Origin of the sequence: Zavarzinia marina, from assembly GCF_021568905.1 — a bacterium.
GTDB lineage: Bacteria > Pseudomonadota > Alphaproteobacteria > Zavarziniales > Zavarziniaceae > Zavarzinia > Zavarzinia marina.
In genome coordinates, this window is the sequence record NZ_JAKGSB010000001.1 from 25012 (window position 1) to 50477 (window position 25466).

Sequence of the window (25466 nt, forward strand, 5' to 3'; positions counted from 1 at the left end):
ATGTCAAATGCTGCGATTCTGACCCTGTCCTGCCCCGATCGGCCGGGCATCGTGGCCCGTGTCTCGACCTATCTGTTCGAAGCGGGCGTCAACATCCTGGAAGCCCATCAGTTCGACGACACGGAGACCGGCCGCTTCTTCATGCGTGTCGATTTCGAAGTGGTGGCCGACGAAGCCTCGGTCGCCACGGTCCGCGACGGTTTCGCCGCGATCGCGGAGCAATTCGCCATGGACTGGCAGATGCGCGACAAGGCGGAAAAGCGGAAGGTCATGCTGCTGGCCTCCAAATCCGACCATTGCCTTGCCGATCTCCTGTATCGCTGGCGCGCCGGTTTCCTTTCGATGGACATCGTCGCCATCGTCTCCAACCACGCGCGAGCGACCTATCAGCACCTCGATTTCGACGGCATCCCCTTCCACCACCTGCCGGTCACCAAGGAGACCAAGCTGGAACAGGAAGCCGCGATCTGGGCCCTGGTGAAGGAGAGCAAGGCGGAACTCGTCGTCCTCGCGCGCTATATGCAGGTATTGTCGGACGGGCTGGCGGCCAAGCTGTCGGGCCGCTGCATCAACATCCACCATTCCTTCCTGCCCGGCTTCAAGGGCGCCAAGCCCTATCATCAGGCTCACGAACGGGGCGTGAAACTGATCGGCGCCACCGCCCACTATGTGACCTCGGACCTCGACGAAGGCCCGATCATCGAGCAGGACGTGGAGCGGATCAGCCATCAGGACAGTCCGGAGGATCTGGTGGGCAAGGGCCGCGACATCGAGCGCCGCGTGCTGGCCCGCGCCATCGCCGCCCATCTCGAGGACCGCGTGCTGCTCAACGGGCGAAAGACCGTGGTCTTCCGCCACTGACGGTCAGGACGGCGGCGCGCCGCCGTCCATTTCGCGCTGCAATTCCAGCACACGGTCCAGCCCGGCCGGATCGCTCAGGCGCAGCGCCTTTACCATGCCGGCCCGTGCGGCCTCCGCCTCGTCGCGCTCCCGTGACAGGCCCTGGCCCCTGGCCGAAAGCCGTTCCACCGCGCGCATCAGATTGGGCAGGGCGTCCGCCGGCGTCGTGGTGGCAAGGCCCAGCATGAGATCGGCCCGGCCGGATCCCAGCGCGGAACCCTTCAAATACCAATCCGCCGCCTGGGTCGCATCGGCCGCGCGCTTGCCCAATTCGACCGCCGCCTCGCCATCGCCGAGCGACAGCGCCTTTTCCAGAAGCGCCCGCGCCTGATCGGGCCTGTGGCGCGCCAGCCGGACCATGGCGGCCGGATAGTCGCGGGCCACCGCTGCCTCCAGAAGCTTCACGGCGGCACCGGTCTGGCCCAGGCGCAGAAGGGCCATGGCTTCCTGATGGATGTAACGTGGCTCGTCCGGTTGGGCGGCGGCCGCCGCCGCGCAGGCCGCGATCAGGGGATCGCCCTCCGCCGGCAGGGCGGGGAAGGGCAGGGGATCGGGCAGGGCGACGCCGGCCGAGACCATCGGATCCAGCGGATCGGCCGCGCCGGCATCGCAGGTCATGGCCGGCGGCGTGCCGGGAACCGGTGGGGCGGGCGGCGCGTCCAGGAAGGCGGCGATCCGCTCCGCCGCGGTCAGGCCACGGCGCGTGCTGGCGCGCAGCAGGTCGATGACATCGCCGTCGGGCCGCGTGACCGCCGGCGCCAGATCGAACCAGCGCACGCGCGCCCCCGCCGGCCCGCCCATATTGATGCCGGCGACCATCAGCGTGCCGGGCAGCAGGGCCAGGGGACCGCTGCTGGCATAGCGCCGGGCATAGGTGGCGCCGGTCGCCGGGTCGAACAGGGCGATCATGCCGTGGTTGGTCGCGGCGGCGGCAAGCCCGCCGTGGCGCGCGAAAGTGATGTGCTCGATCGCATCAAGCTCGTCCAGATCGCTGCCGGGCACCAGGTCCATGTCGCGCAGAAGGCGCCCGGCGGCGAGGTCGAGATGCTGGACATCGCCGCCGCCGAAGCCGATCAGCGCCTCGGTCCGGCCCGGCGCGATGGCGAAGGCGCTCGGGTTTTCGCGCAGGCCATGGATCCGCCGCAGCACCCCGCCGGTCGTGCCATCGAAGACCGTGAGGGTGCCTTCGCCGGTATAGGCGGCCAACATCGTGCCATCGGCGGTGAAAGCGGGCAGGGGATTGAACTGCTTCTGGACCGGCAGGGCGGCGATGACCGCCTTCCGGTCGATGTCGTAGAGCACGCCGCCGTCCCACCAGAACAGGGCCAGGCGCTTGCCGTCCGGGCTCAGCGCCAGGCCGGTGAAGGTGGCGCCTTCGGGCGCCGGCCCGGTCAGCACCTTGGCCCCGGTCTCGGTGTCGATCACGTCGACCCGCTTGCTCTCTACCGGGATCGCGGCGATGCGCCGCCCGGCGGCATCGCTGGCGATCTGGAGATAGAGTTCGTCGCCGAGTCCCGGCAGCGGGTCGGACAGGGCGCCGGTCGCGATATCCATGCGCCGCAGGCCGCCGCGCCGATAGACGGCCATCAGGCTTCTGCCGTCGTCGGCCGGGACGGCGGCGGCGATATATTCGGAACCCTGGCCGAAGGCAACGCCGGTGGACTGGTCCATCACCGTCTGCGGCAGGATGTGGGACAGGTCGATCAGTGAAATCAGCCCTTCCCGGTCGATCAGCGCGGCCCGCCGCCCGCCGCCGACGATGCGGTCCCAGAAGCCCCGCCCGGTGCCGAGGTCGGACCGCATCACGCGGCGTTGCAGGTCCAGGTTCCAGATCTCGATGCCGTGCTCGTGGGTGGCGATGACGGCAACGCCCGCTTCCTCGAACCAGAGGTGTTGGGTGGCGTCGGCGATACCCATGGGCACGGTCGACTGCAGGGCGAAATCGATGTTCGGTGTCCAGGTGGTCAGGTCGCGTCCGAAGGCCAGCAAGCCGTCGCCGATCCGCCGGAACAGGATGCCGGCGCCGACCGGGGCATCGGGCCGCGCCGCCACGAGGGCACCGTCAGCCCCCGCCAGCACCGCGAAACCATATTGATCGGCGACCGCGACATGGGCGCGGTCGGCCGATACGGCGATGCGCGTCACTTCCTGTTCCGCCAGCGCCGTGGTGCGCCACAGCAGGCGGCCGTCCCGGGGGTCGAAGGCAATGACGTCACCTTCGCCGGTCCCGGCGACGGCGAAATCCGGCGCCACGACGCGAAGCGCCGAAACATAGCCTTCGACCGGCAGGGTATAGGCCTGCTTGCCCCCGGCCAGCGGCCAGGCGCGGATGCCACCTTCGAAGCGCGAGGCGATCACCAGCGTGCCGTCCGTCGAGAGAGCGGCACCGGCCACCTGATCGCCGCCCTCGAAAGTGGCGACCACCGCGCCGTCCGTCAGGTTTCGCAGTTCGAGGCCATGGTCCCCGGTCACGGTCAGCACAAGGTCGGGTCCGACGAAACGAGCCAGCGTAACCGTGCCGGTGCCGATGGCGAAACTGTCGATGAAGCGTCCGCTGTCCATGTCGATGACATGCAGCGTGCCCTTGCCGTCGCCCACAACGGCCCGCGCGCCGTCGTCGGAGATAGAGATGTCGCCGGCGAAATTGTCTTGGCCGGGCATGCGGATGGTCGCGATCAGAATGTCCTGGTCCAGCGCCTGGCGCGCGGTCTCGACGGCGGCGGGCACCAGGGGGCGGGGCGGTTCCTCGCCGGGGCTGGGCAGGGCTTCGACCAGTAGGGCCATGGCGCGGTCACCGGCGCCTTCGGTCATGGCGGCCTGGGCCTTTTCGGTCAGGGCACGGGACATGGATTCCTGGGCGTCGATGCGGCGCCGGTCGGCCTCGTCGGCATTGCGTTCGGCGATCACCGCCTGGCGCTCGGCCTCCGCCTGGCCGGTGAAGCCGAACCAGGCGCCGACACCGGCACCCGCCGCCAGCACGGCCAGCACGGCGGCGGTCAGGCGCAGGCGGCGCAGGCGCCGCTTCTCGGCGGCGGCGGCACTGGTCGAGGAAATCTCGATGAATTCGGCCAGCGAAGGCGGCAGTTCCGCGCCGCGCCGGGCCAGCAGATCCTCCGCCTCCGACAGGGCCAGACCCTTCTGGAGGAGAAGGGTGGCGTCGCGCTCGCGCTGGGTCCAGGTCGCGGCGGCGGCCTCGATCCTTGCGCGGCGCTCGATGTCGTCGCGGTCGTGGGCGATCTGTTCGGCGGCGCGCGGCCAATGGGTGATCAGGGCTTCATGGGCGAGGCGCACCCGCTCGCCCTCGACCACGAGGAGACGGGCTTCGACCAGGGTCGAAATCAGATGATCCGCCGCGGCCGACAGCGCCAGATCCTCGCGCGCCACCGGGCGCGAGGTGGCATTGCCGTGGCCGCCCTGGCCGACGGTGACGAGCTGGCGCAGCAGGGCGGGGAAGGCGGCACGCTCCGCATCCGACAAGTCGGCATGGACCGCCTCGGCGCGCCGCGCCAACGCGCCTTCGAGGCCGTCCAGTCGCTCGTAGGCGGCGAAGGTCAGCAGACCCTCCGGGCTCCGCTCCCGCCACATCTGGTCGAGCAGGAAGGAGAGCAGGGGCAGGGCGCCCGGCGCCGACAGCGCGGCGGCGCGGATCACTTCGTCCAGCGCCTCCCCGGTCTCGGTCCGCGCCTCGAAACGAAGCCCGGCCTCGAAGGCGGGCAGGCGGACGATCTCGCCCACCTCGGCATCGCTGGGCGGCAGCAGGAGGAAACGTGCTTCCCCATCCGACAGGGTGGCGAGGCGCGGCACCGTCGCCAGCAGGTCGAAGAAATCGGCGCGCATGGTGGCGACGACCCAGACCACGCCGGAGCCGGCCAATCGCTCCAGGGCTTCGATGAAACGGCTGCGGGCCTCGTCGCCGATCTGTTCCTGGGTGAAGAGTTCCTCGAGCTGGTCGACGACGACGAGAAGCCGCGCCTCCGCCCCCTCCAGCAGACCGGCCGCCTTGCCGGCGGCCTCGAGCCCGAGGCGGATCACCTCGACCAGATCGCCGCTCGTCGGCGACAGGCCGAGGCCGGCGATCTCCGGCAGGGCGTCGGCGCCGAGAAGGGCGGTGGTCAGGGCGCCCAGGGGTTCGGCCCCGCCCTCCGACGGTTTCACGATCAGATGGCGGGTCAGGGCGACGCGGCCGATCATGCCGGGCAGCTTCAGATCCGGCAGCAGGCCCGCCTTCACCAGCGACGATTTGCCGGAACCGGACGCGCCCATGACCAGGACGAAGGCCTTGTCCCGCGCGGCCTGACGTTGGAGCAATTCGCGCAATTCGTTCCGGGCGCGGGTGCGGCCGAAGAAGACGCCGGCATGTTCCGGCTCGAAGGACAGCAGGCCGCGATAGGGCGGCTGGTGCCAGCGCACCTCGCCCGCCACGCGCTCGCCGTCGGCGGACAGGCCGCGCAGGCGCCGGCGCAGCAATTCGCGCAGATGGTCTTCCAGCAAGGCTTCGAATTCGGCGCTGGCGGCGAATTCCCAGAAGGCGGCGGTGAAGCCGCCCTCGGCATCGCGGGTCCAGCGCGCCATGAAATCCTCCACGAGGCGGCGCTGGCGGCGCGCTTCCTCGAGGCGGGCGTCGTCGTCGAGATCGGCGGCGAGGGGGGCGTTCTTTCGATAGAGCAGCAGGTCGGGCCGCTTGACGGCGCGAAAGCCCGCCAGCGCATCCTCGAATTCCCATTCGGTGCCGGTCACCGGCTGGCCGGAAATGGCGCCCTGGAAACGGTCGCGCGGCAGGATGACGCCGAGGCGGGACCACAGGATGCAGACCACCAGATCGGTCTCGCGCGGGGGGACGATATTGTCCTGGAAATGGGCGCCGGCGGTCAGCGGCTCGCGCTCCCAGAGCACGGGCTCGACGATGAAATGATAAGCGAATTCCCGCGCGAGACGGCGGATCAGCCGTTCGGCGATGAGCCGTTCCGGCCGCACGTCGGCCGGCGAAGAGACGAAGATCCTGATTTTTTGCCGTTCCGCCATCGCCGTTCTTTCGGACGATTCGCCACGCCCCCGATCCTAGGCGGCGAGCATAGCGGCGGCAGTGAGGGAATTCACTTCCCCGGCACGGGGGGAACCGTGCCGGGGGTGGGCGCCATTACCAGTGGAATTCGACGACCAGCTGCGGCACCGAGGCTTCGGTGCCGACGGCCGTGAATTTCGGGTCATTGCCGAATTTGTTCTTCCACCACTGATAGCCGAGGCCCAGGTAGAAGTGGCCCTTCTCGGCACCCAGGTTGGGGCCGATATCGGCCAGCAGCGCGGATTCGACCAGATATTCGATCGCGGTCGCCTGGCCGAAGCCATTGTCGCCCTTCTCGCCGGTCACGGTGAAGAAGCCCTTGAACTTGAACGGCAGGCCGACCTCGAAGGGGATGCCCCAGGCGCCGGCGACGCGCCACGTCGGATCGAAATCGTCGGGCTGGTTCAGGATGCCGTTGTAATTGTGCTCGAAATAGGCCTGCAGACCGATATTGGCGAACCCGGGGACGTCGAAGTCGATGGTCGGGCCGATGACGAACTTGCGCACGCGCGCATTGAAGGCGGCATCCTTGTAGGACAGGTCGGTGCCGAAGGTCAGGCCGATGTCGCGGATGATGCCGCCGTATTCGGCGCCGAAGATCTTCGACGAGCTGAGGGTCTCGCGGAAGACGAAATAGATTTCCTTCGCCGCCTTGGAGCCGTCCTTGCTGGCCTCCTCGTTCTTGCTGAGGCCGGCCAGCACGTCGAGGTTCATGAAGGTCGTGCCATAGGTCCAGCCATGGGTATGGCCCAACTGGAAGATGATCTTCGCCACGTCCTTGGGATTGGCCGGTTCCTGGTAATCGATGCCGTAGCGCAGAGCGGCGAAAGTGTCGCTCCACTGGATGATGTCGGCCTTGGCGCCGCCGGCGCCGGTCATCGTCGGGCCGGTCAGGGCCGCGCCGGCCACCAGGGCGCCCGCGGCCAGACGGAACAGCCCGCCCTTCAATCTTTCAATCGCCCCCATTGAACCCACTCCTTGCATCTAGATCGGTTTGACGTGTTGGCCTCGCAGCCCTGCAATTCCGCATTCCCGGGGCGTTTCCCGTCGCGATGTTGCGCGACATTTTTTTGACGCTTGATCTTGCGCCTTCAAGAAAGGTGCCAATGATCCGTGCAGTTCTGAACGCGGATTAGATCATTGGTTTTTATATGCTATTTCCAATTTCTCTCTTTTTCCGGGTTCCGGTCCTGTATGTACGTGAGAAGCGGTGGCTAAAAAGAGGGCAAAACTGGAAATATGCATGCATGATTTTTGGCGGTAGGTGACCACCGCCGGCCAAGACCGGCGATGGTCGTGGCGGTGGATCAGACGTGTTCGCTGGCGGCGGCGCCGGCGGCTTCAGCCTCGGCCGAGGCCTTGTCGCCCAGGCCGTTGAAGAACAGGTTGAGCAGCAGGGCGACCAGGGCGGCGAGCAGGATGCCGGACTCCAGCAGCGGGTGCAGGGCGTGCGGCAGGTGCTTGAAGAAATTGGGCGCGACCAGCGGGATCATGCCGAAGCCGACCGAAATGGCGACGACGAACTGATTGTTCGGCTGGCTCTTGAAATCGACGTTGGCGAGGATGCGCACGCCGGTGGCGGCAACCATGCCGAACATCACGATGCCGGCACCGCCCAGCACCACCGTGGGCACGGCCTCGACCAGGGCGGCCAGCTTGGGCATGAGGCCGAGCGCCAGCATGATGGCGCCGCCGGCGGCGGTGACGTAGCGCGTGCGCACGCCGGTGACGCCGACCAGCCCGACGTTCTGCGAGAAGGACGTATAGGGGAAGGTGTTGAAGATACCGCCGATCAGGGTGCCGAGGCCGTCGGCCCGCAGCCCCTTGGTCAGGGACGCGCGGTCCACCGTCTTGCCGGTCAGTTCGCCGAGCGCCAGGAACATGCCGGTCGATTCGATCATGACGACGATCATGACGAGGCACATGGTCAGGCTGGCGACCACGTCGAACTGGGGCATGCCGAAGGCGAAGGGCACCACGACGCCGAACCAGGGGGCGTCCGCCACCTTGTCGAAATGCATCAGGCCGAAGGCGGTCGCCACGGCACCGCCGACGATGATGCCGATCAGCACCGCGACATTGCGCACGAAACCCTTGCCCCAGCGGGTCAGGGCCAGGATGACGATCAGCACGAAGAGCGCGAGGGCGAGACCGCCGACCTGTCCATAGGCCGGATTGGCGAAATCGCCGAGCTGCTGCACCGGTGCCCCGTCGACCACGCGCTCGGCCATGGACTTCAGGGTGGGCAGCCCGCCGCCGGCCCAGTTGATGCCGACGCGCATCAGGCTGATGCCGATCACCAGGATGATGGTGCCGGTGACGACCGGCGGAAAGAAGCGCAGCAGGCGCGAGACGAAGGGCGCCACCAGGAGGCCGAAGATGCCGGCGACGATGACCGCGCCATAGATGCCGAGCAGCCCGAGGTCGGGATTGTTGGCCATGGACAGCATGGGCCCGACGGCGGCGAATGTGACCCCCATCATCACGGGCAGGCGGATGCCGACGCCCGGAAGGCCCAGGGACTGGATCAGCGTGGCGATGCCGCAGGCGAAGAGGTCCGCGTTGATCAGGGCCGAGACCTGTTCGGGGCTCAGCTTCAGGGCGCGACCGATGATCAGGGGCACGGCCACGGCGCCCGCATACATCACGAGGACGTGCTGGAGACCGAGCGTGAAGAGCCGGGGGGCCGGTAGCTTCTCGTCCACGGGATGTACGGCTGTACTCATGGGGCAACGTTCCTTGTCAGTATGGGCCGGTCGTTTCGGGCCTCTTCGGTTGGGAAAGGGGTCAGTTGACGGCGGCAGCGCCGTCCTGGAACCAGCGGGCCAGGCGGCGGCGCTCGTCGATGGTCATTTCGGTGATGTTCGAAGGCGGCATGGCATGGGTCCAGACCGAGGCGACGAAGATCTGGTCGGCGTGCTTGCGCACCGCTTCAGGCGTATCCAGGACGACGCCCTTGGGGGCGACATGGACGCCTTCCCAGACCGGCTCGGCCGTATGGCACATGGAACAGCGGCTGATCACGATGTCGGCGGCATCGGCCAGGCCGACGGGCGCTTCGGCAACCGCGGCCGCGGGCATCAGGGCCGCGTCCTCCGCCGGGTCGATCGGCGTGACGCGGCTGATGGCGACGACGATCAGGGCGCAGACGCCGGCGATCCACCAGGTCCACCACGGCGCCGGCAGGCCCTTGTGCATCGTGTTGAAGAAGTGGCGGATCGACACCCCCATGACGATCAGCACGGCGAGGATCAGCCAGTTCAGCACGGCGCCGTAAGCCAGCGGATAATGGTTGGCGATCATCACGAAGACGACGGGCAGCGTGATGTAGTTGTTGTGCATCGAGCGCTGCTTGCCCGTGCGGCCGAGGCTGGGGTCGGGCTTCTCGCCCTTCATCAGGGAGGCGACGACCCTGCGCTGGTTCGGGATGATGACCATGAAGACATTGGCCGCCATCACCGTGCCCATCAGGGCGCCGGCCATCATGAAGGCGCCGCGCGGGCTGAAGATAAGGGTGAAGATCCAGGTGGCGAGCACGACGAAGCCGAAGCCGAAGATCGCCAGCCAGCCGTCGCTCTTGCTGAGCTGCGAGCGGCACAGCCCGTCGTAGATGCCATAGCCGAGCACCAGCGAGCCGACCGAGATGGCGATCGCTTCCCACGTCTGCAGCGCCATGACCTGGGCATCGATCAGATAGAGCTGGGCGCCGAAGTAATAGACGAAGATCAGCAGGGCGAAGCCCGAAAGCCAGGTCGCATAGGCTTCCCATTTGAACCAGGTCAGTTCGTCCGGCATGTTCGACGGCGCGACCAGGAATTTCACCATGTGGTAGAAGCCGCCGCCGTGGACCTGCCAGGCTTCGCCGGCCGCGCCCTCGGGCAGGCCGGCGCGCGGCTTCAGGCTGCTGTCGAGGTGCACGAAATAGAAGGACGAGCCGATCCAGGCGATGCCGGCAATCACGTGCAGCCAGCGGATGCCCGCGCCAATCCATTCCCAGACTATCGGATCCATTTTCCGGCCCCCGCTCAGCTTTCCGTCAACCCCGGCGCATTTTTTTTGTGCGCCGCACTATTGCTACAGTTGCGTTGCGCTAAGAAAAGATTTTCACTGCCAATAGCACCTTCAAATTTTTGCGAAGAATGTAAGGGGCAGCCTGTGGCGCTGATCGAAAACATCAAGGTCTTCGTGCGTGTGCTGGAACTCGGCAGCCTGTCGGCGGCCGGCCGACACATGCGCCTGTCGCCGGCGGTGGTCAGCCATCGCCTGCAGCAGCTGGAGGGCCATCTGGGCGTTCGTCTGCTGAACCGGACGACGCGGCGGGTGCGTCCGACCGAACATGGCTCCGCCTTCTACGAAGCCTGCCAGGACGTTCTCGCCAGCCTCGAACGTGCGGAGGCGACGGTGGCCGATGCCGGCCGCCTGCCGCGCGGCACCCTGCGCATCACGGCGCCGCTCGGCTTCGGGCGGCAGATCCTGGCGCCGATCCTGCCCGACTTCCGCGACGAACATCCCGAGGTCTCGGTGCAGCTCCGCCTGTCGGACCATATCCTGGACCTGCTGGCGGAGGGCATGGATGTCGCCATCCGCCTCGGCACCCTCGCGGATTCGAGCCTGATCGCGCGCCGCATCGCCGATTGCCCCCGCGTACTCTGCGCCGCCCCCTCTTATCTGGAGCGGAAGGGCCAGCCGGAGGAACCGGGGGAGTTGCTGAAGCACGATTGCCTGATCCTGCGCCTGCCCGGCGCGCGGCCGGTGCGCTGGGTCCTGACCACGCCCGATGGGCCCGTGACCCTGCCGGTCTCGGGCCAGGTGGATGCCGATTTCGGCGACGTGCTGACCGAATTCGCGCTGCGCGGTCACGGCATCGTCCTGAAGCCCCTGTGGGAAGTGGCGCATTATCTCGAATCCGGGCGCCTGGTGCCGGTGCTCCCGGATTTCCCGCCGCCGCCGATCTCGGTCTCGGTGGTCTATCCACACCGCCGGCTGGTGGCGGCGAAGACCCGGGCCTTTTCCGATTTCATGTTCGACCGCGGCGCCACCGCCATCCGCGACGCCCTCGGCGGTTTCGCCGCCCAATCGACGGCGGCCTGAAGGCCGGTCCGTCACCCGATCAGGGCGCCCAGCAATTCGGCCGCCACCAGGGCGGCGATGACCGGGGGGCTCTTGTCCCCCAGTTTGCGACCGCCGATCGGGCAGATCAGCGGCTCCAGCAGGGCGGGATCATTGCCGTTGGCGATGAAGCCCCGGCAGAAGCGCGCGCGCTTGGTGGCCGAGCCGATCATGCCGACATAGGCGAAATCGCCGCGCACCAGGGCGGCTTCGGTGATGGCATAGTCCAGGCGATGCTCGTGGGTCATGACGACGGCGGCGGCGCCGGGCGGGGCCGCGGCGATGGCGGCGGCTGGATCCTCGCGCATGGCGGTCATGGGCGCGTCCGCGCGCTCGTCGTACCAGCGAAGGGCGAGCGGCAGGGGCGCCAGGGCCCTGGACAGCGCGATCCCGACATGGCCGGCGCCGAACAGCAGCACGGTCGGCCAGCCGACCGCCGCCGCCGCCTCGTCGCGCGCGATCGCGGCCGCGAGATCGGCGTCGAGCACGGCCAGCGCCAGCACGACATGGCCGCCGCAGCATTGCCCGACCGCGGGGCCGAGGGGCAGGGACATCACGGCCTCGCGCTCGCCCGCCGCCATCATGGCGCGGGCCCGGTCCGCCGCCGCCCACTCCAGGCGCCCGCCGCCGATGGTGCCGTGCAGCCTGTCGGCCGCGACGATCATGCGCGTGCCCGCCTCGCGCGGGGTGGATCCCCGGGCCTCCCGCACCGTGACCAGCACCGCCGGCTGCCCCGCCGCCGTCAGACGGGCAGCGACGGGGGCCAGCGCCTCGGTCATTTCGCGCGGGCCCTCAGCGCCTCGATCGTGTTCAGCACGCGTTCGGGTGTCGCGGGCGCGTCGAGACGCGGACAGAGGCGGTAATCGGCAACCGAGGCGATGGCATCCGACATCGCATGGAGCACCGAGAAGGCGAGCATGAAGGGCGGTTCGCCCACCGCCTTGGAGCGGTGGATGGTCTCTTCCACATTGGCCTGGTTCTCGAGGAGGGCGACCTCGAAATGCAGGGGGCGGTCGCCGCAGGCCGGGATCTTGTAGGTCGAAGGCGCATGGGTGCGCAGCCGGCCCTGGCCGTCCCACCACAATTCCTCGGTCGTCAGCCAGCCCATGCCCTGGACGAAGCCGCCCTCGATCTGGCCGATGTCGATCGCCGGGTTCAGGGACTTGCCGACGTCATGCAGGATGTCGACCCTGAGCACGCGGTACTCGCCGGTCAGCGTATCGACCGCGACCTCGGCACAGGCGGCGCCATAGGCGTAGTAGTAGAACGGCCGGCCCCGGCCCGCCGCCCGGTCCCAGTGGATCTTCGGCGTCTTGTAGAAACCGCTGGCGGAAAGCTGGACGCGGGCGTTGTAGGCGCGCTTCACGAAGTCGGCGAAGCTGAGCGTCTCGCCGCCGACGGTGACCGTGCCGTTCTCGAACTTCACGCTGTCCGCCGCCACCTGCCAGCGTTCGGCGGCGAAGGCGGTCAGGCGCTCGCGGATCTGGCGCGCCGCCGCCTGGGCCGCCATGCCATTCAGGTCGGAACCCGACGAGGCGGCGGTGGCCGAGGTATTGGGAACCTTGGAGGTATCGGTCGCGGTGATGCGCACGGCGCCGATGTCGAGGCCGAATTCGGCGGCGACGACCTGGCCCACCTTCACGTGAAGGCCCTGGCCCATCTCGGTACCGCCGTGGTTCAGCATGATGCTGCCGTCGGTATAGACGTGGACCAGGGCGCCGGCCTGATTATACTGCGTAGCGGTGAAGGAAATGCCGAATTTCACCGGGGTCAGGGCGATGCCGCGCCTGATCACCGGGCTCTTCGCGTTGGCCTCGCGGATCCTGGCCTTGCGCGCCGCGTAATCCGCCTTGTCGGCCAATTCGGTCATCAGGCGCGGGGCGACATTGTCTTCCACGGTCTGGTGATAGGGCGTGACGTTCCGCGTGTCGGTACCGTAGAGATTGCGCAGCCGGACCTCGAGCGGATCGAGGCCGAGGGCATAGGCGATCTCGTCCATCACCCGTTCCGCCAGGACGACACCCTGGGGCCCGCCGAAACCCCTGAACGCGCAGTTGGAGACCGTGTTGGTCTTCAGGGGCAGGGAGACGAAGCGCGCGGCCGGGTAGTAATAGGCATTGTCGGCATGGAACAGGGCGCGATCCGTGATCGGGCCCGACAGGTCGGCCGACCAGCCGCAGCGCGCGGCGAAGGTGCCCTCGATGCCCAGCACCATGCCGTCATCGTCGAAGCCGACGCGATAGTCGATCACGAAGTCGTGGCGCTTGCCGGTCACGATCATGTCGTCGTCGCGGTCGGGGCGGAACTTGGCCGGGCGGCCGGTCTTCCGCGCCACCAGGGCGGCGATGCAGGCGAAGACGTTGCCGCTGGTCTCCTTGCCGCCGAAGCCGCCGCCCATGCGCCGCATCTCGACCGTGACCAGATGCAGCGCCACGCCCAGTGCCTCCGCCACCATGTGCTGGATCTCGGTCGGGTGCTGGGTGGAGGACAGCACCTTGATCTCGCCGCCTTCGCCCGGGATCGCCATGGCGATCTGGCTTTCCAGGTAGAAATGCTCCTGCCCTCCGACGGCGCAGCGCCCCGCGATCACATGGGGGGCCGTGGACAGGGCGGCCGGGGCATCGCCCCGGTTCAGGGTCATGGGTGTGACCACGGTCCTGCCCTTGGGGCGCGCCGCCTCGATGTCGATATGGGCGTCCATATCCTCATAGGTCACCTTGGCGAGGCGGGCGGCGCGCCGTGCCGCATCCCGCGTGGCGGCGGCGACGGCGAAGATCGGGTGGCCGTGGAATTCGACCACGTCCGTCGCCAGGATCGGCTCGTCATGGGCGTGGACAGGGCTGATGTCGACGTCGGGCGGCATGTCCGCCCCGGTCAGCACCAGGACGACGCCGGGAAAATCGCGCACGGCCGAAAGGTCCATGGCGACGATCCGGGCATGGGCGCGCTGCGCCAGGCCGAAGGCGATGTGCAGCGTGCCGGGGAGCTCCGGCAGGTCGTCGATATAGGGGGCGGTGCCGGTGACGTGGCGCGCGGCGCTTTCATGGATGGTGCTGCGGTGGACCGCGAGGTCAGAGGCCGGCATCGTCAATCCCCCTCTTGTCCCAGAGCCGGGTCGCGGCGTCTTCGTCGGTCACTTCGATGAAGACACGCATCAGCATGTTCTGCGCCGCCTTCAGGCGATAGGCGGCGGAGGCGCGCATGTCGGTCAGCGGCTTGAAATCGATGGCGAGTGCCCGCATGGCGGTCTCGAAGGCGCTCTTCTCCAGGGTATGCCCGGTCAGGGCCGCCTCGGCCGAGGGGCTGCGCTTCGGCGTGCCGGCCATGCCGCCGAAGGCAACGCGGGCGGTCACGATGCGGCCTTCGTCGACGAAGAGGGAGAATGCGCCCATCACCGCCGAAATATCCTGGTCGAAACGTTTCGAGAGCTTGTAGGCCTTGAAGATCTGACCCGGGGCCGGGCGCGGGATGGTCACCGCCTCGACGAATTCGCCGGGCGCGCGGTCCTGCTTGCCGTAGTCGATGAAGAAATCCTCGATCGGGATGACCCGGCGGATACGGCCCTGGCGCAGATGCAGCCGGGCGCCGAGCGCGATCAGCATGGGCGGCGTGTCGCCGATGGGCGAGCCGTTGGCGACATTGCCGCCGATGGTGCCCGCGTTGCGGATCTGGGTCGAACCGATGCGGCGGACCACGGCGCCGAAATCGGGCCAGGTCCAGCTCAGATGGGCCAGCGCGTCGGAATAGGTGACACCGGCGCCGATGGTGATGTCCGTCGTCGTCTCCTCGATGGTGGCGAGGTCGCGGGCGCGGCCCAGCCAGATCAGGGGATCGGGACGCATCAGATGCTTGGTCAGCCACAGGCCGACGTCGGTCGCGCCGGCGACGATGGTGGCGTCGGGATATTGCAGCATCAGTTCCGCCAGCCCGTCGGCGGACGCCGGCGCGTGGAACCATCGCGTCTCGTCCTCGGTCAGGCTGACGTCGGCGCCGTCGTCCATGGCCGCGAGCGCCGCCTGGGTCTCTTCCCGGCGGGCGTCGAAACCGTCGGTGATCTCCATCGCCGCGAGGCCGTGGGCGGCGCGGGCGATCGGGGCATAACCGGTGCAACGGCACAGGTTGCCCGCCAGGATCTCGTCGATCGCCTGATCGTCGGTCTCGGGCGGGAAGCCCTCCTTGGTCATGGCGAAGAGCGACATGACGAAACCCGGCGTGCAGAAACCGCATTGCGAGCCATGGCAATCGACCATGGCCTGCTGCACCGGGTGCAGCGTGCCGTCCGCCGCCGCCAGATCCTCGACCGTGATCAGTTGCGCGCCGTCCAGCGTGCCGAGAGGCTGGATGCAGGCATTCACCGCCTGATAGCGAAGCCCGCCTTCGGGGCTCGGCCGGGCGACGACGACGGTGCAGGCGCCGCAATCGCCCTCGGCGCAGCCTTCCTTGGTGCCGGTACGGCGTTCCTCGAGGCGCAGATAGTCGAGGACGGTGGCGGTCGGGTCGACGGCATCGAGGGTCCGCGCCTCATGCCCGAGAAGGAACTTCAGGCAATTGCGCGCCGCCATCGGTCAACTGCCCCGATAGGTCGAGAAGCTGAAGGGCGAGGCCAGCAACGGGACGTGGTAATGCGCCGCCTCGTCCGCGATGCCGAAGCGGATGGGCACGATGTCGAGGAAGGCGGGGGCGGGCAGGGCGGTGCCCCGGGCGCGGAAATAGTCGCCGATGTGGAAGTCGAGCTGATAGACGCCGGCCCTGAAGGCGTCACCCGCCAGAAGGGGGGCGTCGCTGCGCCCGTCGTCATTGGTGACGACGGTCGCGATATGCCGGGGGGTGCCGTCGCCGAGCGCGACGAGGTCGATCCTGACGCCTTCCGCGGGGACACCGTGGGCGGCGTCGAGTACATGTGTGGTCAGCCAGCCGCCCGTCATCGTTCCGCGAATCCTTTCACCAATTGCCCCAGCCTATGGTGAATGCGGCCGGATGCGGGAGGGAAGACTCGATTTGGCCAAACATCTTTTAAAAAACACGAATGATCGCAACGGCCGATCTGTACTATGGCTGTCGGGCGGGCGATACATGCGGGAACGACGCTTCCCAATCCCCGGTGAGAGAGGACATGAGCTGGCAGCCCCCGCGCGATTTGATCGGTTACGGCCGCACCCCGCCCCGGGTGACATGGCCGGGCGGTGCCCGCATCGCGGTGCAGATCGTGCTGAATTACGAGGAAGGTGGCGAGAATTCGATCGAGAACGGCGACGCCGCCTCGGAAGCCTTCCTGTCCGAGGTGGTGAACGCCCAGCCGCTGCCGGGCGTGCGTCATCTTTCGGTCGAATCGGTCTTCGACTATGGCGCGCGGGTCGGCGCTTGGCGTCTGCTGCGGCTGTTCGCGGCACGGAAGGTGCCGGTCACCGTCTTCGCGGTCGCGCGGGCGGCGGAAAAGCACCCGGACCTCATCCGCGCCATGGTGGAGGAGGGGCACGAGATCGCCTCCCATGGGCTGCGCTGGATCAACTACCAATATGTCGAGGAAGCGGTCGAACGCGCCCATGTGCGCGAGGCGGTGGAAATCCTGAGCCATGTCGCCGGCAGCCGGCCGGTCGGCTGGTATACGGGGCGCACGGGGCCCAACACGCGGCGCCTGGTCGCCGAATACGGCGGCTTTCTCTACGATGCCGATGCCTATGACGACGAATTGCCCTATTGGCAGACGGTCGAGGGCAAGCCCCTGCTGATCGTGCCCTATACGCTCGACGCCAACGACATGCGCTTCATCAACGCCCAGGGCTTCGGTGACGGCGCGCAGTTCTACACCTACCTGAAGGACAGTTTCGACACCCTCTATGCCGAGGGGGCGGAGACGCCGCGCGTGCTGTCCATCGGCCTGCACTGCCGGCTGGCGGGCAGGCCCGGGCGCTTCATGGCCGTCCAGCGCTTCATCGACTATGCCCTCGGCCACGAGGGGGTCTGGTTCGCCCGGCGGGACGAGATCGCCCGCCATTGGCACAGGCATCATCCCTTCGGAGTTCGCGCATGAGTCTCGTCGCCGGCCTCGACCGCGCCGCCTTCGTCCAGCGTTTCGGCGGCATCTTCGAGCATTCGCCCTGGATCGCGGAAGGCGCCTTCGACGCCGGCCTCGGGCCCGAGGCGGCGACGGCGGACGGTCTGCACGCCGCGCTCTGCCGGGTGCTGGACGCGGCCGGAGAGGAGGCGAAGCTGGCCCTGCTGAACGCCCATCCGGACCTTGCGGGAAAACTCGCGCTCGCCGGCGGACTCACCGCCGATTCGACGGCGGAACAGGCGGGCGCCGGCCTCGACCGGCTGACGCCCGACGAATTGGCCCGTTTCACCACCTTGAACGACAGCTACAAGGCGCGCTTCGGCTTTCCCTTCATCATCGCGGTCAAGGGGCTGGACAAGACCGGCATCCTCGCCGCCTTCGAGACGCGGGTCGAAAATCCGCCGGCCGTGGAATTCGACACCGCGCTCGATCAGGTGAAGCGGATCGCGTTGCTCAGGCTCCGCGCGCTCTGAACCGTCAGGCGGCCAGGGCGGCCGCGACGGTCCGCGCCAGCGGCGTGGTCGGCCGGCCGATGAGGCGCGACAATTGCCCGCCGTCCTCGAAGAGCGCACCCGAAGCCGCCTTCACGTCGCTTTCCGCGAGCGCGGCGGCCAGACCCTCCGGCAGGCCGAAGCCGAGCAGGGCGGCCCGGTAGTCCGCTTCCGGCAGATCCCGATAGACCACCGGCTTGCCCGCCTGACGCCCGATCTCGGCCGCGAGATCGGCGAGCGTATAGGCGCTGTCGCCCGCCAGTTCGTAGATGCGGCCCGCCTGATCCTCGGCGCTGGCCAGCACCCGGGCCGCCGCCTCGGCGAAATCCGCGCGCGCGGCGGAGGAGATCAGGCCGGTGCCGGCCGAACCGATCACCGCGCCGTGGGCCAGCGCCGCGCCGGTGCTGCCGGTGTAGTTCTCGGTGTACCAGCCGTTCCGCAGGAACACGAAGGGCAGGCCCGAGGCCCGGATCGCCGCCTCGGTGTCGCGGTGTTCGACCGCCAGGCCCATGGGATTGCTGTCGGCGTGGAGGATGCTGGTATAGGCCAGCAGCCTGACTCCGGCGGCCTTGGCGGCGTCGATCACGTTGCGGTGCTGCGGGGCGCGCTGGCCGACTTCGCTCGATGAAATCAGCAACAGCTTGTCGACGCCGGCGAAGGCGGCGGCCAGGGTTTCCGGCCTGGTATAGTCGGCGCTGCGGATCTCCACGGGCAGATCGGCGGCGGCGGCGGCATTGCGCGCGATGGCGACCACATGGGCGCCGGGCGCCACGCGGCGCAGATGGTCGATCACCAGGCGGCCCAACTGGCCCGTCGCACCGGTCACGGCGATGGTCTCGGTCATTGTCTCGGTCCTTCTTTCAGGTTTAGAATGAAGACCTGGTCTATATATGAGACCTTGAGAGAGGACGTAAGGAGGCAGTTTTTCGTGACAGGGTTACCTTCCGATAACCACCTGCCCGATAACCAGGTTGCGGCGGCCCGGGCGCGGCTGGCCGCGTGTTTCGACGTCTGGAGCGCGGGGGATTTCGATCTGTCGCTGTGCCCGGTGCGCGGCGTGCTCGATCATCTGGGCGACAAATGGACGACCCTGATCGTGATCGTATTGGCCCTGCGCCCCCATCGCTTCAGCGAGATCCGCCGGGCGATTCCGGATATTTCGAAGCGGATGCTGACCCAGACCCTGCGGGATCTGGAACGCGACGGACTGATCGCGCGCCGCGTCTTTCCGACGAAGCCGCCCAGCGTCGAATACAGTCTGACCGCGCTCGGCCAGTCGCTGCTGGAGCCGCTGACGGCGCTGGTCACCTGGGCGGAAGCGAGCCGTCCCGCGATCGAGGCGGCGCGCACGGCCTTCGAGACGGCGGAGGCCGCCGTCCCCTGAACCGTCAGGCGATGTCGGGCAGGATGTCCTCGATCGGCACCGGCCGGGCGATGGTATAGCCCTGCGCCATGTCGACGCCGAGATCGCGCAGGAGGTCCAGGGTCGCCTGGTCCTCGACGAATTCGGCGATGGTGCGGGCACCGAACTTGTGGCCGAGATCGTTGATCGATTCGACGATGGCCCGGTCCACCGGGCTGTTCACGATCTGGCGCACGAAATTGCCGTCGATCTTCAACTGGTCGACCGGGAACCGGCGCAGATAGGAGAAGGAACTGAGGCCGGCCCCGAAATCGTCCAGCGTGATGCCGCAGCCGATGGCCCGGACCGAAGCGACGAATTCGCTGGCCGCCTCCAGATTGTCGATGAGGGCGGTCTCGGTAATCTCGAAATTGAGGCGGCGGGGCTCGATGCCCGAAGCTTCCAATTCGGCCCTGACGAAAGGCCAGAGGTTCGGATCGTTCAGGGAATTGGCCGAGAGATTGATCGCCAGCGAGAAGTCGCCGAGGGCGCGCAGCCGAGGTCCATAGCGGCGCAGCGTGGTCTGGATCACCCAGCGGTCGATCTCGCCCATCAGGTCGTAGCGTTCCGCCGCCGGAATGAAGGCGCCGGGGAACATCATCTCGCCGTTCTCGTCCTCGAGGCGCAGCAGGATCTCGAAATAGCGCCGGGTGCCGTCGCCGCCGTCCTGGAGATAGGTGATGCGCTGGGCGAAGATCCGGAAGCGGTCCTCGGCGATGGCGCTGCGGATGCCGGACGCGATCTGGATGTCGCGGTGGTAACGCCCGGCCTCGCTCTCTTCCGGGCGATAGAGGCTGACCCGGTTGCGCCCGGTCGATTTCGCCGTGTAGCAGGCGACGTCGGCGCGGCTCATCAATTCGCCGACGGCGATGCCCTCGACCGGGATTTCGGCGATGCCGGCGCTGGCGGTCAGGGCGAAGCCGCGGCCTTCCCAGGCGAAGGGCAGGGCGGCGACGGCGCGGATCACGGCCTTGCCGATCTGTTCCGCCTCGTCCAGGGGGCATTCCATCAGGATGGCGAATTCGTCGCCGCCCAGGCGGTGAACCTCGTCGCCGGGCCGGATGTTGGCGCGGATGGCCTCCGCGACCGCGACCAGCAGCGCGTTGCCGGCGGCATGGCCGGCGCTGTCGTTCAGGATCTTGAAGCGGTCGAGATCGATGAAGCACAGGCTGATCCGCCGGCGGCCCAGCCTGACCATCTCGTCCGCCTCGGCCAGGCGCTGCTCCAGCGCCTTGCGGTTGGGCAGGCCGGTCAGGGGATCGATCAGGGCCGATTGCGCCAGCTCGTTCTGCAGCGTGCGGGCCGGGGTCACGTCCTGGAACACCAGTACCGCGCCGATCAGCCGGCCCTCGACGTCGCGGATCGGCGCCGCGGAATCCCGCACCGTCAGGCGCTTGCCGTCGCGGGTGGTCAGACTGGTGTCGTCGCGCATGTAATAGGGGACGAGGTCTCGCAGGCACGCCCGGACCGCGCAGGGCGGGTGATTGCCCATGGGATCGACCACGTCGAAGATGTCGTGCACCGGACGGCCCACCGCTTCGCCGAGGGTCCAGCCGGTCATGGCTTCGGCCACCGGGTTCATGAACGTGATGTTGGCGTCGGTATCGGTACAGATCACCGCGTCGCCGATCGAACAGAGCGTGATCCGCAGGCGCTCCTTCTCCTCGAACAGGGCGGCGGTCAGGGCGCGCAGGTCGTCTTCCGAACGCTTCTGCGCGCTGATGTCGACATGGGTGCCGATCATGCGCCGCGCGCGTCCGTCCGCATTGCGGGCGACGACCCGGCCCCGGTCGAGAATCCAGATCCAGCGGCCGTCGCGGTGACGCATGCGGAATTCGCATTCGAAACCGTCGACGCCGCCGTCGATGCAGGCGGCGTCGAGCTCTTCGGCATGGGCCTTGTCGTCCGGGTGGATCAGGCGGGTCCATTCCGCCGAACTGTCCGATATCTCGTCGTCGCCATAACCGAGCATCGCCTTCCAGACGGGCGAGTAATAGGTGCGGCCGGCGGTGATGTCGCGATCCCAGACGCCGTGGCGCGCACTTTCGAGCGCGAAATTCCAGCGGCTCTCGCTCACCGCGAGCGCCTCCTCGGCGCGTTTGCGCTGGTCGATGTTTTCGATCTGGGAGATGAACTGAACGACGCGGCCGTCCTCGTCACGCATCGCGGACACCGCGAGATGGCCCCAGACCGCCTTGCCGTCGGCCCGGATGTACCGCTTTTCCAGGAAATAGCTGTCCGCTTCGTTGCGCAGCAGGCGATCCACCTGGGCGAGGTCCTTGGAAAGATCCTCCGGGTGGGTGAACTGGGCGAAATTCATCCGCGTCAATTCGTCGGCGGTATAGCCCAGCATGTCGCACAGGGCCCGGTTGACGCGGGTCAGACGGCCGTCGCTCGTCACCAGCGTCATGCCGATGGCGGCATTGTCCATGGCGCCACGAAAACGTCGCTCGCTTTCCACGAGGCTGGACTGGCCGCGGCGGTGCTGGTCCAGCGTCAGGGCGACGAAGAAGGGCGCGACGAGGGCGAGCCAGACGGGAAGATTTCGGGACGGGCCGTCGCCGCCGTCCGCGTCCGGATCGGCGAAGCCCATCGCCATCAGCACGAGAATGGCGCAGGCGGCCGAGAGTATGGCCATGGCGAAACGGTCGAGACGGACCGCCGCCAGCATCAGGACGACGCAGATCAGCACCATCGGTGCCTGGCTGACCGTCGACAGGTAGAAGGAGAGGATCAGGCAGGTGCTGGCGACGATGCCGAATTCGAGGCCCCGGCGCCCGCCGAAGGTTCTGGCGATGGCCTTGGCGTCGGCCGCGAAGACGATCGGCATGACGATCACGGCGCCCAGCGCCGAGCCCGACCACCAGCCCCAGAACACCGTCCAGAAGCCGCCGGCGCCGTCATGGCCGAAGCCGCAGAGCCCGGCGCCGAGGGCGGCGACGAAGGGCGCGGCGATGCCGGCCACGGCCAGCACGGGCAGTTCGATCATGGCGGCGCCGCGGTCGAACGGCAGACGGTCGATCAGCCAGGCGGCCACGGAAATCTCGAGGATATCGGCCGCGGTCAGGGCACCGGCGGCGGTCGGGGGGGCACCGAAGGCAAGCGCGGTGGCGAAGCCGCCGACGGCGGCGCCGAACAGCAGCGCCGCGACGTTGAGGTCGCGGTCGCGGAACATCAGCGCGATCAGGACGGCGTTGGCGGGCCAGACGGTCGGGGCGTGTCCGGTCAGGCGCGTGAGCAGAATGCCGGCGACGGCGAGCACCGCGTAGAGGCCGAAGGCCCCGACCACGGTCCGCGTCGCGTCATTGCGTCTCTCGGCGGCACGGGAATCCCGCCGTCGCCCCAGCAGCGAAGAGGCGGTGGAATAGGCGCGTTCGTGGGGGGGAGCCGTCAATCTGTCGATCTCCCTTGCCTGGAGTTCGGATTCGAACGGCGGCCGCAAGAGCCGAGCGCGCTGGATTTTAGACGTTCTGTCATGATCGTTTCGCTGACCTGGCCCGATCGGCCCAGATTGGATGTATTGCGATCCTCTCCGGTGGGAATTAAGGACAGGTTAAGCAGATACCGAGAGCGGCGCTCGCAGGTTGTGCCGCCGGCGATATTCGCGCGGCTGCAACCCCGTCCATTTCTTGAAGGCGCGATGGAACGAACTGGGTTCGGAAAAGCCGAGACGGGCCGCGATCTCGGCGACGCTGGCGTCACCCCGGGCCAGGCACTGGACCGCGAGGTCGCGGCGCAGCGAATCCTTGATCGACTGATAGCTCTCGCCCTCGCCGTCGAGGCGGCGGCGGAGCGTCGAGGCGGACATGTGCAGGCCCGCCGCCAGCGTGTCGAAATCGGGCCATTCGGTCGGTGGCTGGCGGCGCAGGCTCTGGCGCACCCGGACCGTCAGACTGTCGTTTGAACGGTATTTGACCAGGATGTTGGCCGGCGCCTTGCGCAGAAAGGACTTCAGTTCCGCCTCGCTGCGCTTCACCGGCAGGTCCAGGACGGCGGCGTCGAATTCCAGCCGCGTGCGCGACCGCCCGAAATGCAGGTCGTGGGTGAAGAGGGTGCGGTAGTCGTCGGTATAGGCGGGTTCCGGACAGCGGAACGATGCGGCCCGCAGCGGAATGCGCCGTCCCGCCAGCCAGCAGGTCAGGCCGTAGACGATCAGCCAGAAGGTGCAATAGGTGAAGGCCCGGCGCGGCGGGCCGTGCTCATCGAGGGTGATCGCCGCGCGCTCGCCCTCCAGCGACAATCGGGCCTCGAAATCGTCGAGGATCAGGCCGATGAAGCGCAGCGCCCGGCGCAGACCCTGGCCCACCGTCGGCGCGCCATGGGCGCTGCGGCACATCAGGGTGAAACTGCCCGGACGCATGGGATGGCTGTCCATGGCGAAGAATTCGCAATCCAGCGCCTGCGCGAGGCCGAGCCAGAGCGCGGCATATTGAGTCGCCGGCACCCGCGCTTCCGCCTCCCGCAGCAGGGCGGGGTCGATGCCGGCCGCCGCCAGAAGCGCCTCCACCCGGACATCGCGGGCACGTGCCTCCACCAGGGCTTCCTCGACCAGATGAATCGAAATGGTGCCGCGCTGCATGGTTCCGGCCTGGCGCCCCCTCCTGTTGCAAAAACGGTCGAACGATTTGGAGCCTGGGGCCATTGTAGCCGTCATGCAATTGGGCTTAAGCCCATGCATCAAACGGCGGATGCCGCAACAAAGCCGCAAGGGAGACGCGCAGATGAAGCGTGCCTATGATTCCGTGATCGCCAATTTCTCGGTTCCGGCGCTCGAGAAGGAACTGCTGAAGGGCAGTCTGGCCGGCGGTCTCAATGCCTGTCTCGAATGCTGCGACGCCCATGTCGGCGCCGGCAAGGTGGCCCTCCACTACGAGAGCAAGGACGGGGCGAGCGCCGACTACACCTTCGAGCAGATGCAGGCGCTGTCGGCCCGCTTCGCCAATGTCCTGAAGGCCCGGGGCGTCAAGCCGGGCGACCGGGTCTCCGGCCTGCTGCCGCGCACCCCCGAGCTGCTGATCACCATCCTCGGCACCTGGCGGGCCGGCGCGGTCTATCAGCCGCTGTTCACCGCCTTCGGCCCGAAGGCGATCGAGCACCGGGTGAAGACGGCGGAAAGCCGCTTCGTCGTCACCGATCTCGGCAATCGGGGCAAGCTGACGGACGTCAAGGATTGCCCGCCGGTCCTGACCGTGGGCGATGCGGTGCCGGACGGCGACCTGAACTTCCATGCCGAACTGGACGCCCAGTCGACCGATTTCGAGCCGGTGCCGCGCGCGCCCGACGATGCCTTCCTGCTGATGTTCACCTCCGGCACCACGGGCCTGCCCAAGGGCGTGCCGGTGCCCCTGAAGGCGCTGCTCTCCTTCGGCGTCTACATGCGCGATGCCGTCGATCTGCGGCCGGACGACGTGTTCTGGAACATCGCCGATCCGGGTTGGGCTTACGGCCTCTATTACGCCGTCACCGGGCCCCTGCTGCTCGGCCATGGCACCATGTTCTACGACGGTGGCTTCACGGTCGAATCGACTTATGGCCTGATCGAGAAGCTGGGCATCACCAATCTCGCCGGCTCGCCCACCGCCTATCGCCTGCTGATCGCGGCCGGGGCGGAAGCGGCGGCGGCGGTCAAGGGCAGGCTCCGCGTCGTCTCCTCCGCCGGCGAGCCCCTGAACCCGGAGGTGATCCGCTGGTTCGACGAACATCTGGCCGCGCCCATCAACGATCACTACGGCCAGACGGAACTCGGCATGGTGGTCAACAACCACCATGGTCTCGACCATCCGATCCGCATGGGTTCCGCCGGTCTCTCCATGCCCGGCTATCGCGCCGTGGTGGTGAACGAGGAGGGCACGGAAGAAATGCCGGTCGGCAAGCCCGGCATCCTGGCGATCGACCGCAGCCAGTCGCCGCTGTTCTGGTTCCCCGGCTATCTGAACCGCGACACGCCCAGCTTCGTCGGCCCCTATTACCTGACCGGCGATACGGTCGAATGGAACGACGACGGTTCGGTCAGCTTCGTCGGCCGCTCGGACGACATCATCACCTCGTCCGGCTATCGCATCGGGCCCTTCGACGTCGAAAGCGCCCTGATCGAACATGCGGCGGTGATCGAGGCGGCTGTGGTCGGCAAGCCGGACCCCGAGCGGACCGAGATCGTCAAGGCCTTCGTCGTCCTCGCCAAGGGGTTCGAGGCGTCGGACGCGCTGGCGGAAGAATTGCAGCAGCATGTGCGCAAGCGTCTCTCGACCCACGCCTTCCCGCGCGAGATCGAATTCGTCGCCGATCTGCCGAAGACCCCCAGCGGCAAGGTCCAGCGCTTCATCCTGCGCAACCAGGAAGTCGCCAAGTCGAAGGAAAGCAACGCCGCCTGAGCATTCCCCCCGCAAGGGGAGGGGCGGTGTCGAGCAGCAGCAATTACGCCCTCTCATATCGTCGTCCCGGCGGAGG

General features: G+C 67.9%; 17 protein-coding genes. 6 read left to right on the forward strand and 11 right to left on the reverse strand.

Annotation, left to right across the window (positions count from 1 at the left end):
- On the forward strand, positions 1-861 hold the full coding sequence (purU, locus tag L2U69_RS00125; protein WP_236104319.1) for a formyltetrahydrofolate deformylase: 861 nt from the start codon (positions 1-3) through the stop codon (positions 859-861).
- A gap of 3 nt (positions 862-864) precedes the next feature.
- On the opposite strand, the gene L2U69_RS00130 is transcribed toward purU, so the two are convergent.
- From L2U69_RS00130 to L2U69_RS00145, 4 genes are all read right to left on the reverse strand, one after another.
- Complete coding sequence (locus L2U69_RS00130; protein ID WP_236104320.1) at positions 865-5922, reverse strand: nSTAND1 domain-containing NTPase; 5058 nt, start codon at positions 5920-5922, stop codon at positions 865-867.
- Positions 5923-6037: 115 nt separating this feature from the next.
- Positions 6038-6928 carry a hypothetical protein gene (locus L2U69_RS00135; RefSeq protein ID WP_236104321.1) on the reverse strand — a complete coding sequence of 297 codons (891 nt, stop codon included), beginning with the start codon at positions 6926-6928 and terminating at the stop codon, positions 6038-6040.
- Between the two features lie 341 nt (positions 6929-7269).
- Positions 7270-8688: a nucleobase:cation symporter-2 family protein gene (locus tag L2U69_RS00140; protein WP_236104322.1), complete on the reverse strand. Its 1419-nt coding sequence runs from the start codon at positions 8686-8688 to the stop codon at positions 7270-7272.
- A 61-nt stretch (positions 8689-8749) separates the two neighbouring features.
- Positions 8750-9973, reverse strand: a complete 1224-nt coding sequence (locus L2U69_RS00145) for a urate hydroxylase PuuD (RefSeq protein ID WP_236104323.1) — start codon at positions 9971-9973, stop codon at positions 8750-8752.
- Between the two features lie 144 nt (positions 9974-10117).
- Between L2U69_RS00145 and L2U69_RS00150 the strand changes: the two genes are divergently transcribed.
- Positions 10118-11053, forward strand: coding sequence for a LysR family transcriptional regulator (locus L2U69_RS00150; RefSeq protein ID WP_236104324.1), 936 nt, complete (start codon positions 10118-10120; stop codon positions 11051-11053).
- A gap of 11 nt (positions 11054-11064) precedes the next feature.
- Here the strand turns inward: L2U69_RS00150 and xdhC are convergent, their stop codons facing one another.
- Genes xdhC through uraH form a run of 4 tightly spaced genes read right to left on the reverse strand, consistent with a single transcriptional unit; the run spans position 11065 to position 15996 of the window.
- Complete coding sequence (xdhC, locus tag L2U69_RS00155) at positions 11065-11850, reverse strand: xanthine dehydrogenase accessory protein XdhC (RefSeq protein ID WP_236104325.1); 786 nt, start codon at positions 11848-11850, stop codon at positions 11065-11067.
- Positions 11847-14156: a xanthine dehydrogenase molybdopterin binding subunit gene (xdhB, locus tag L2U69_RS00160; protein WP_236104326.1), complete on the reverse strand. Its 2310-nt coding sequence runs from the start codon at positions 14154-14156 to the stop codon at positions 11847-11849. Before xdhB ends, xdhC begins: the two co-directional genes overlap by 4 nt.
- The gene (xdhA, locus tag L2U69_RS00165) at positions 14143-15633 is read right to left on the reverse strand and encodes a xanthine dehydrogenase small subunit (protein ID WP_236104327.1); all 1491 of its coding nucleotides are present in this window, start codon (positions 15631-15633) and stop codon (positions 14143-14145) included. The genes xdhB and xdhA overlap by 14 nt, the downstream gene beginning before the upstream one ends.
- A 3-nt stretch (positions 15634-15636) precedes the next feature.
- Positions 15637-15996: a hydroxyisourate hydrolase gene (gene uraH, locus L2U69_RS00170; protein WP_236104328.1), complete on the reverse strand. Its 360-nt coding sequence runs from the start codon at positions 15994-15996 to the stop codon at positions 15637-15639.
- Between the two features lie 188 nt (positions 15997-16184).
- Between uraH and puuE the strand changes: the two genes are divergently transcribed.
- The gene (puuE, locus tag L2U69_RS00175; protein ID WP_236104329.1) at positions 16185-17102 is read left to right on the forward strand and encodes an allantoinase PuuE; all 918 of its coding nucleotides are present in this window, start codon (positions 16185-16187) and stop codon (positions 17100-17102) included.
- Positions 17099-17599 (forward strand): 2-oxo-4-hydroxy-4-carboxy-5-ureidoimidazoline decarboxylase, encoded by a 501-nt coding sequence (gene uraD / locus L2U69_RS00180; protein ID WP_236104330.1) that lies wholly within the window; start codon positions 17099-17101, stop codon positions 17597-17599. Before puuE ends, uraD begins: the two co-directional genes overlap by 4 nt.
- A gap of 4 nt (positions 17600-17603) precedes the next feature.
- Here the strand turns inward: uraD and L2U69_RS00185 are convergent, their stop codons facing one another.
- Positions 17604-18461, reverse strand: a complete 858-nt coding sequence (locus L2U69_RS00185; protein ID WP_236104331.1) for an SDR family oxidoreductase — start codon at positions 18459-18461, stop codon at positions 17604-17606.
- A gap of 84 nt (positions 18462-18545) precedes the next feature.
- On the opposite strand from L2U69_RS00185, the gene L2U69_RS00190 reads away from it, so the two are divergent.
- Positions 18546-19001 carry a winged helix-turn-helix transcriptional regulator gene (locus L2U69_RS00190; RefSeq protein ID WP_329605352.1) on the forward strand — a complete coding sequence of 152 codons (456 nt, stop codon included), beginning with the start codon at positions 18546-18548 and terminating at the stop codon, positions 18999-19001.
- Between the two features lie 4 nt (positions 19002-19005).
- Here the strand turns inward: L2U69_RS00190 and L2U69_RS00195 are convergent, their stop codons facing one another.
- Positions 19006-22413, reverse strand: a complete 3408-nt coding sequence (locus L2U69_RS00195; RefSeq protein ID WP_236104332.1) for an EAL domain-containing protein — start codon at positions 22411-22413, stop codon at positions 19006-19008.
- Positions 22414-22572: 159 nt separating this feature from the next.
- Entirely contained in the window at positions 22573-23598 is a 1026-nt protein-coding gene (locus L2U69_RS00200; protein WP_236104333.1) for an AraC family transcriptional regulator, read from the reverse strand.
- Positions 23599-23740: 142 nt separating this feature from the next.
- Between L2U69_RS00200 and L2U69_RS00205 the strand changes: the two genes are divergently transcribed.
- On the forward strand, positions 23741-25390 hold the full coding sequence (locus tag L2U69_RS00205) for an AMP-binding protein (RefSeq protein WP_236104334.1): 1650 nt from the start codon (positions 23741-23743) through the stop codon (positions 25388-25390).
- Positions 25391-25466 lie beyond the last annotated feature (76 nt).

What these genes read in the sequence shown, in the direction of transcription:
- purU (WP_236104319.1), top strand. Translation starts at nt 1, where the DNA reads ATGTCAAATGCTGCGATTCTGACCCTGTCCTGCCCCGATCGGCCGGGC.
- L2U69_RS00185 (WP_236104331.1), bottom strand. Translation starts at nt 18,461, where the DNA reads ATGACCGAGACCATCGCCGTGACCGGTGCGACGGGCCAGTTGGGCCGC.
- xdhC (WP_236104325.1), bottom strand. Translation starts at nt 11,850, where the DNA reads ATGACCGAGGCGCTGGCCCCCGTCGCTGCCCGTCTGACGGCGGCGGGG.
- L2U69_RS00130 (WP_236104320.1), bottom strand. Translation starts at nt 5,922, where the DNA reads ATGGCGGAACGGCAAAAAATCAGGATCTTCGTCTCTTCGCCGGCCGAC.
- xdhB (WP_236104326.1), bottom strand. Translation starts at nt 14,156, where the DNA reads ATGCCGGCCTCTGACCTCGCGGTCCACCGCAGCACCATCCATGAAAGC.
- L2U69_RS00205 (WP_236104334.1), top strand. Translation starts at nt 23,741, where the DNA reads ATGAAGCGTGCCTATGATTCCGTGATCGCCAATTTCTCGGTTCCGGCG.
- L2U69_RS00200 (WP_236104333.1), bottom strand. Translation starts at nt 23,598, where the DNA reads ATGCAGCGCGGCACCATTTCGATTCATCTGGTCGAGGAAGCCCTGGTG.
- L2U69_RS00140 (WP_236104322.1), bottom strand. Translation starts at nt 8,688, where the DNA reads ATGAGTACAGCCGTACATCCCGTGGACGAGAAGCTACCGGCCCCCCGG.
- L2U69_RS00145 (WP_236104323.1), bottom strand. Translation starts at nt 9,973, where the DNA reads ATGGATCCGATAGTCTGGGAATGGATTGGCGCGGGCATCCGCTGGCTG.
- puuE (WP_236104329.1), top strand. Translation starts at nt 16,185, where the DNA reads ATGAGCTGGCAGCCCCCGCGCGATTTGATCGGTTACGGCCGCACCCCG.
- uraD (WP_236104330.1), top strand. Translation starts at nt 17,099, where the DNA reads ATGAGTCTCGTCGCCGGCCTCGACCGCGCCGCCTTCGTCCAGCGTTTC.
- uraH (WP_236104328.1), bottom strand. Translation starts at nt 15,996, where the DNA reads ATGACGGGCGGCTGGCTGACCACACATGTACTCGACGCCGCCCACGGT.
- xdhA (WP_236104327.1), bottom strand. Translation starts at nt 15,633, where the DNA reads ATGGCGGCGCGCAATTGCCTGAAGTTCCTTCTCGGGCATGAGGCGCGG.
- L2U69_RS00135 (WP_236104321.1), bottom strand. Translation starts at nt 6,928, where the DNA reads ATGGGGGCGATTGAAAGATTGAAGGGCGGGCTGTTCCGTCTGGCCGCG.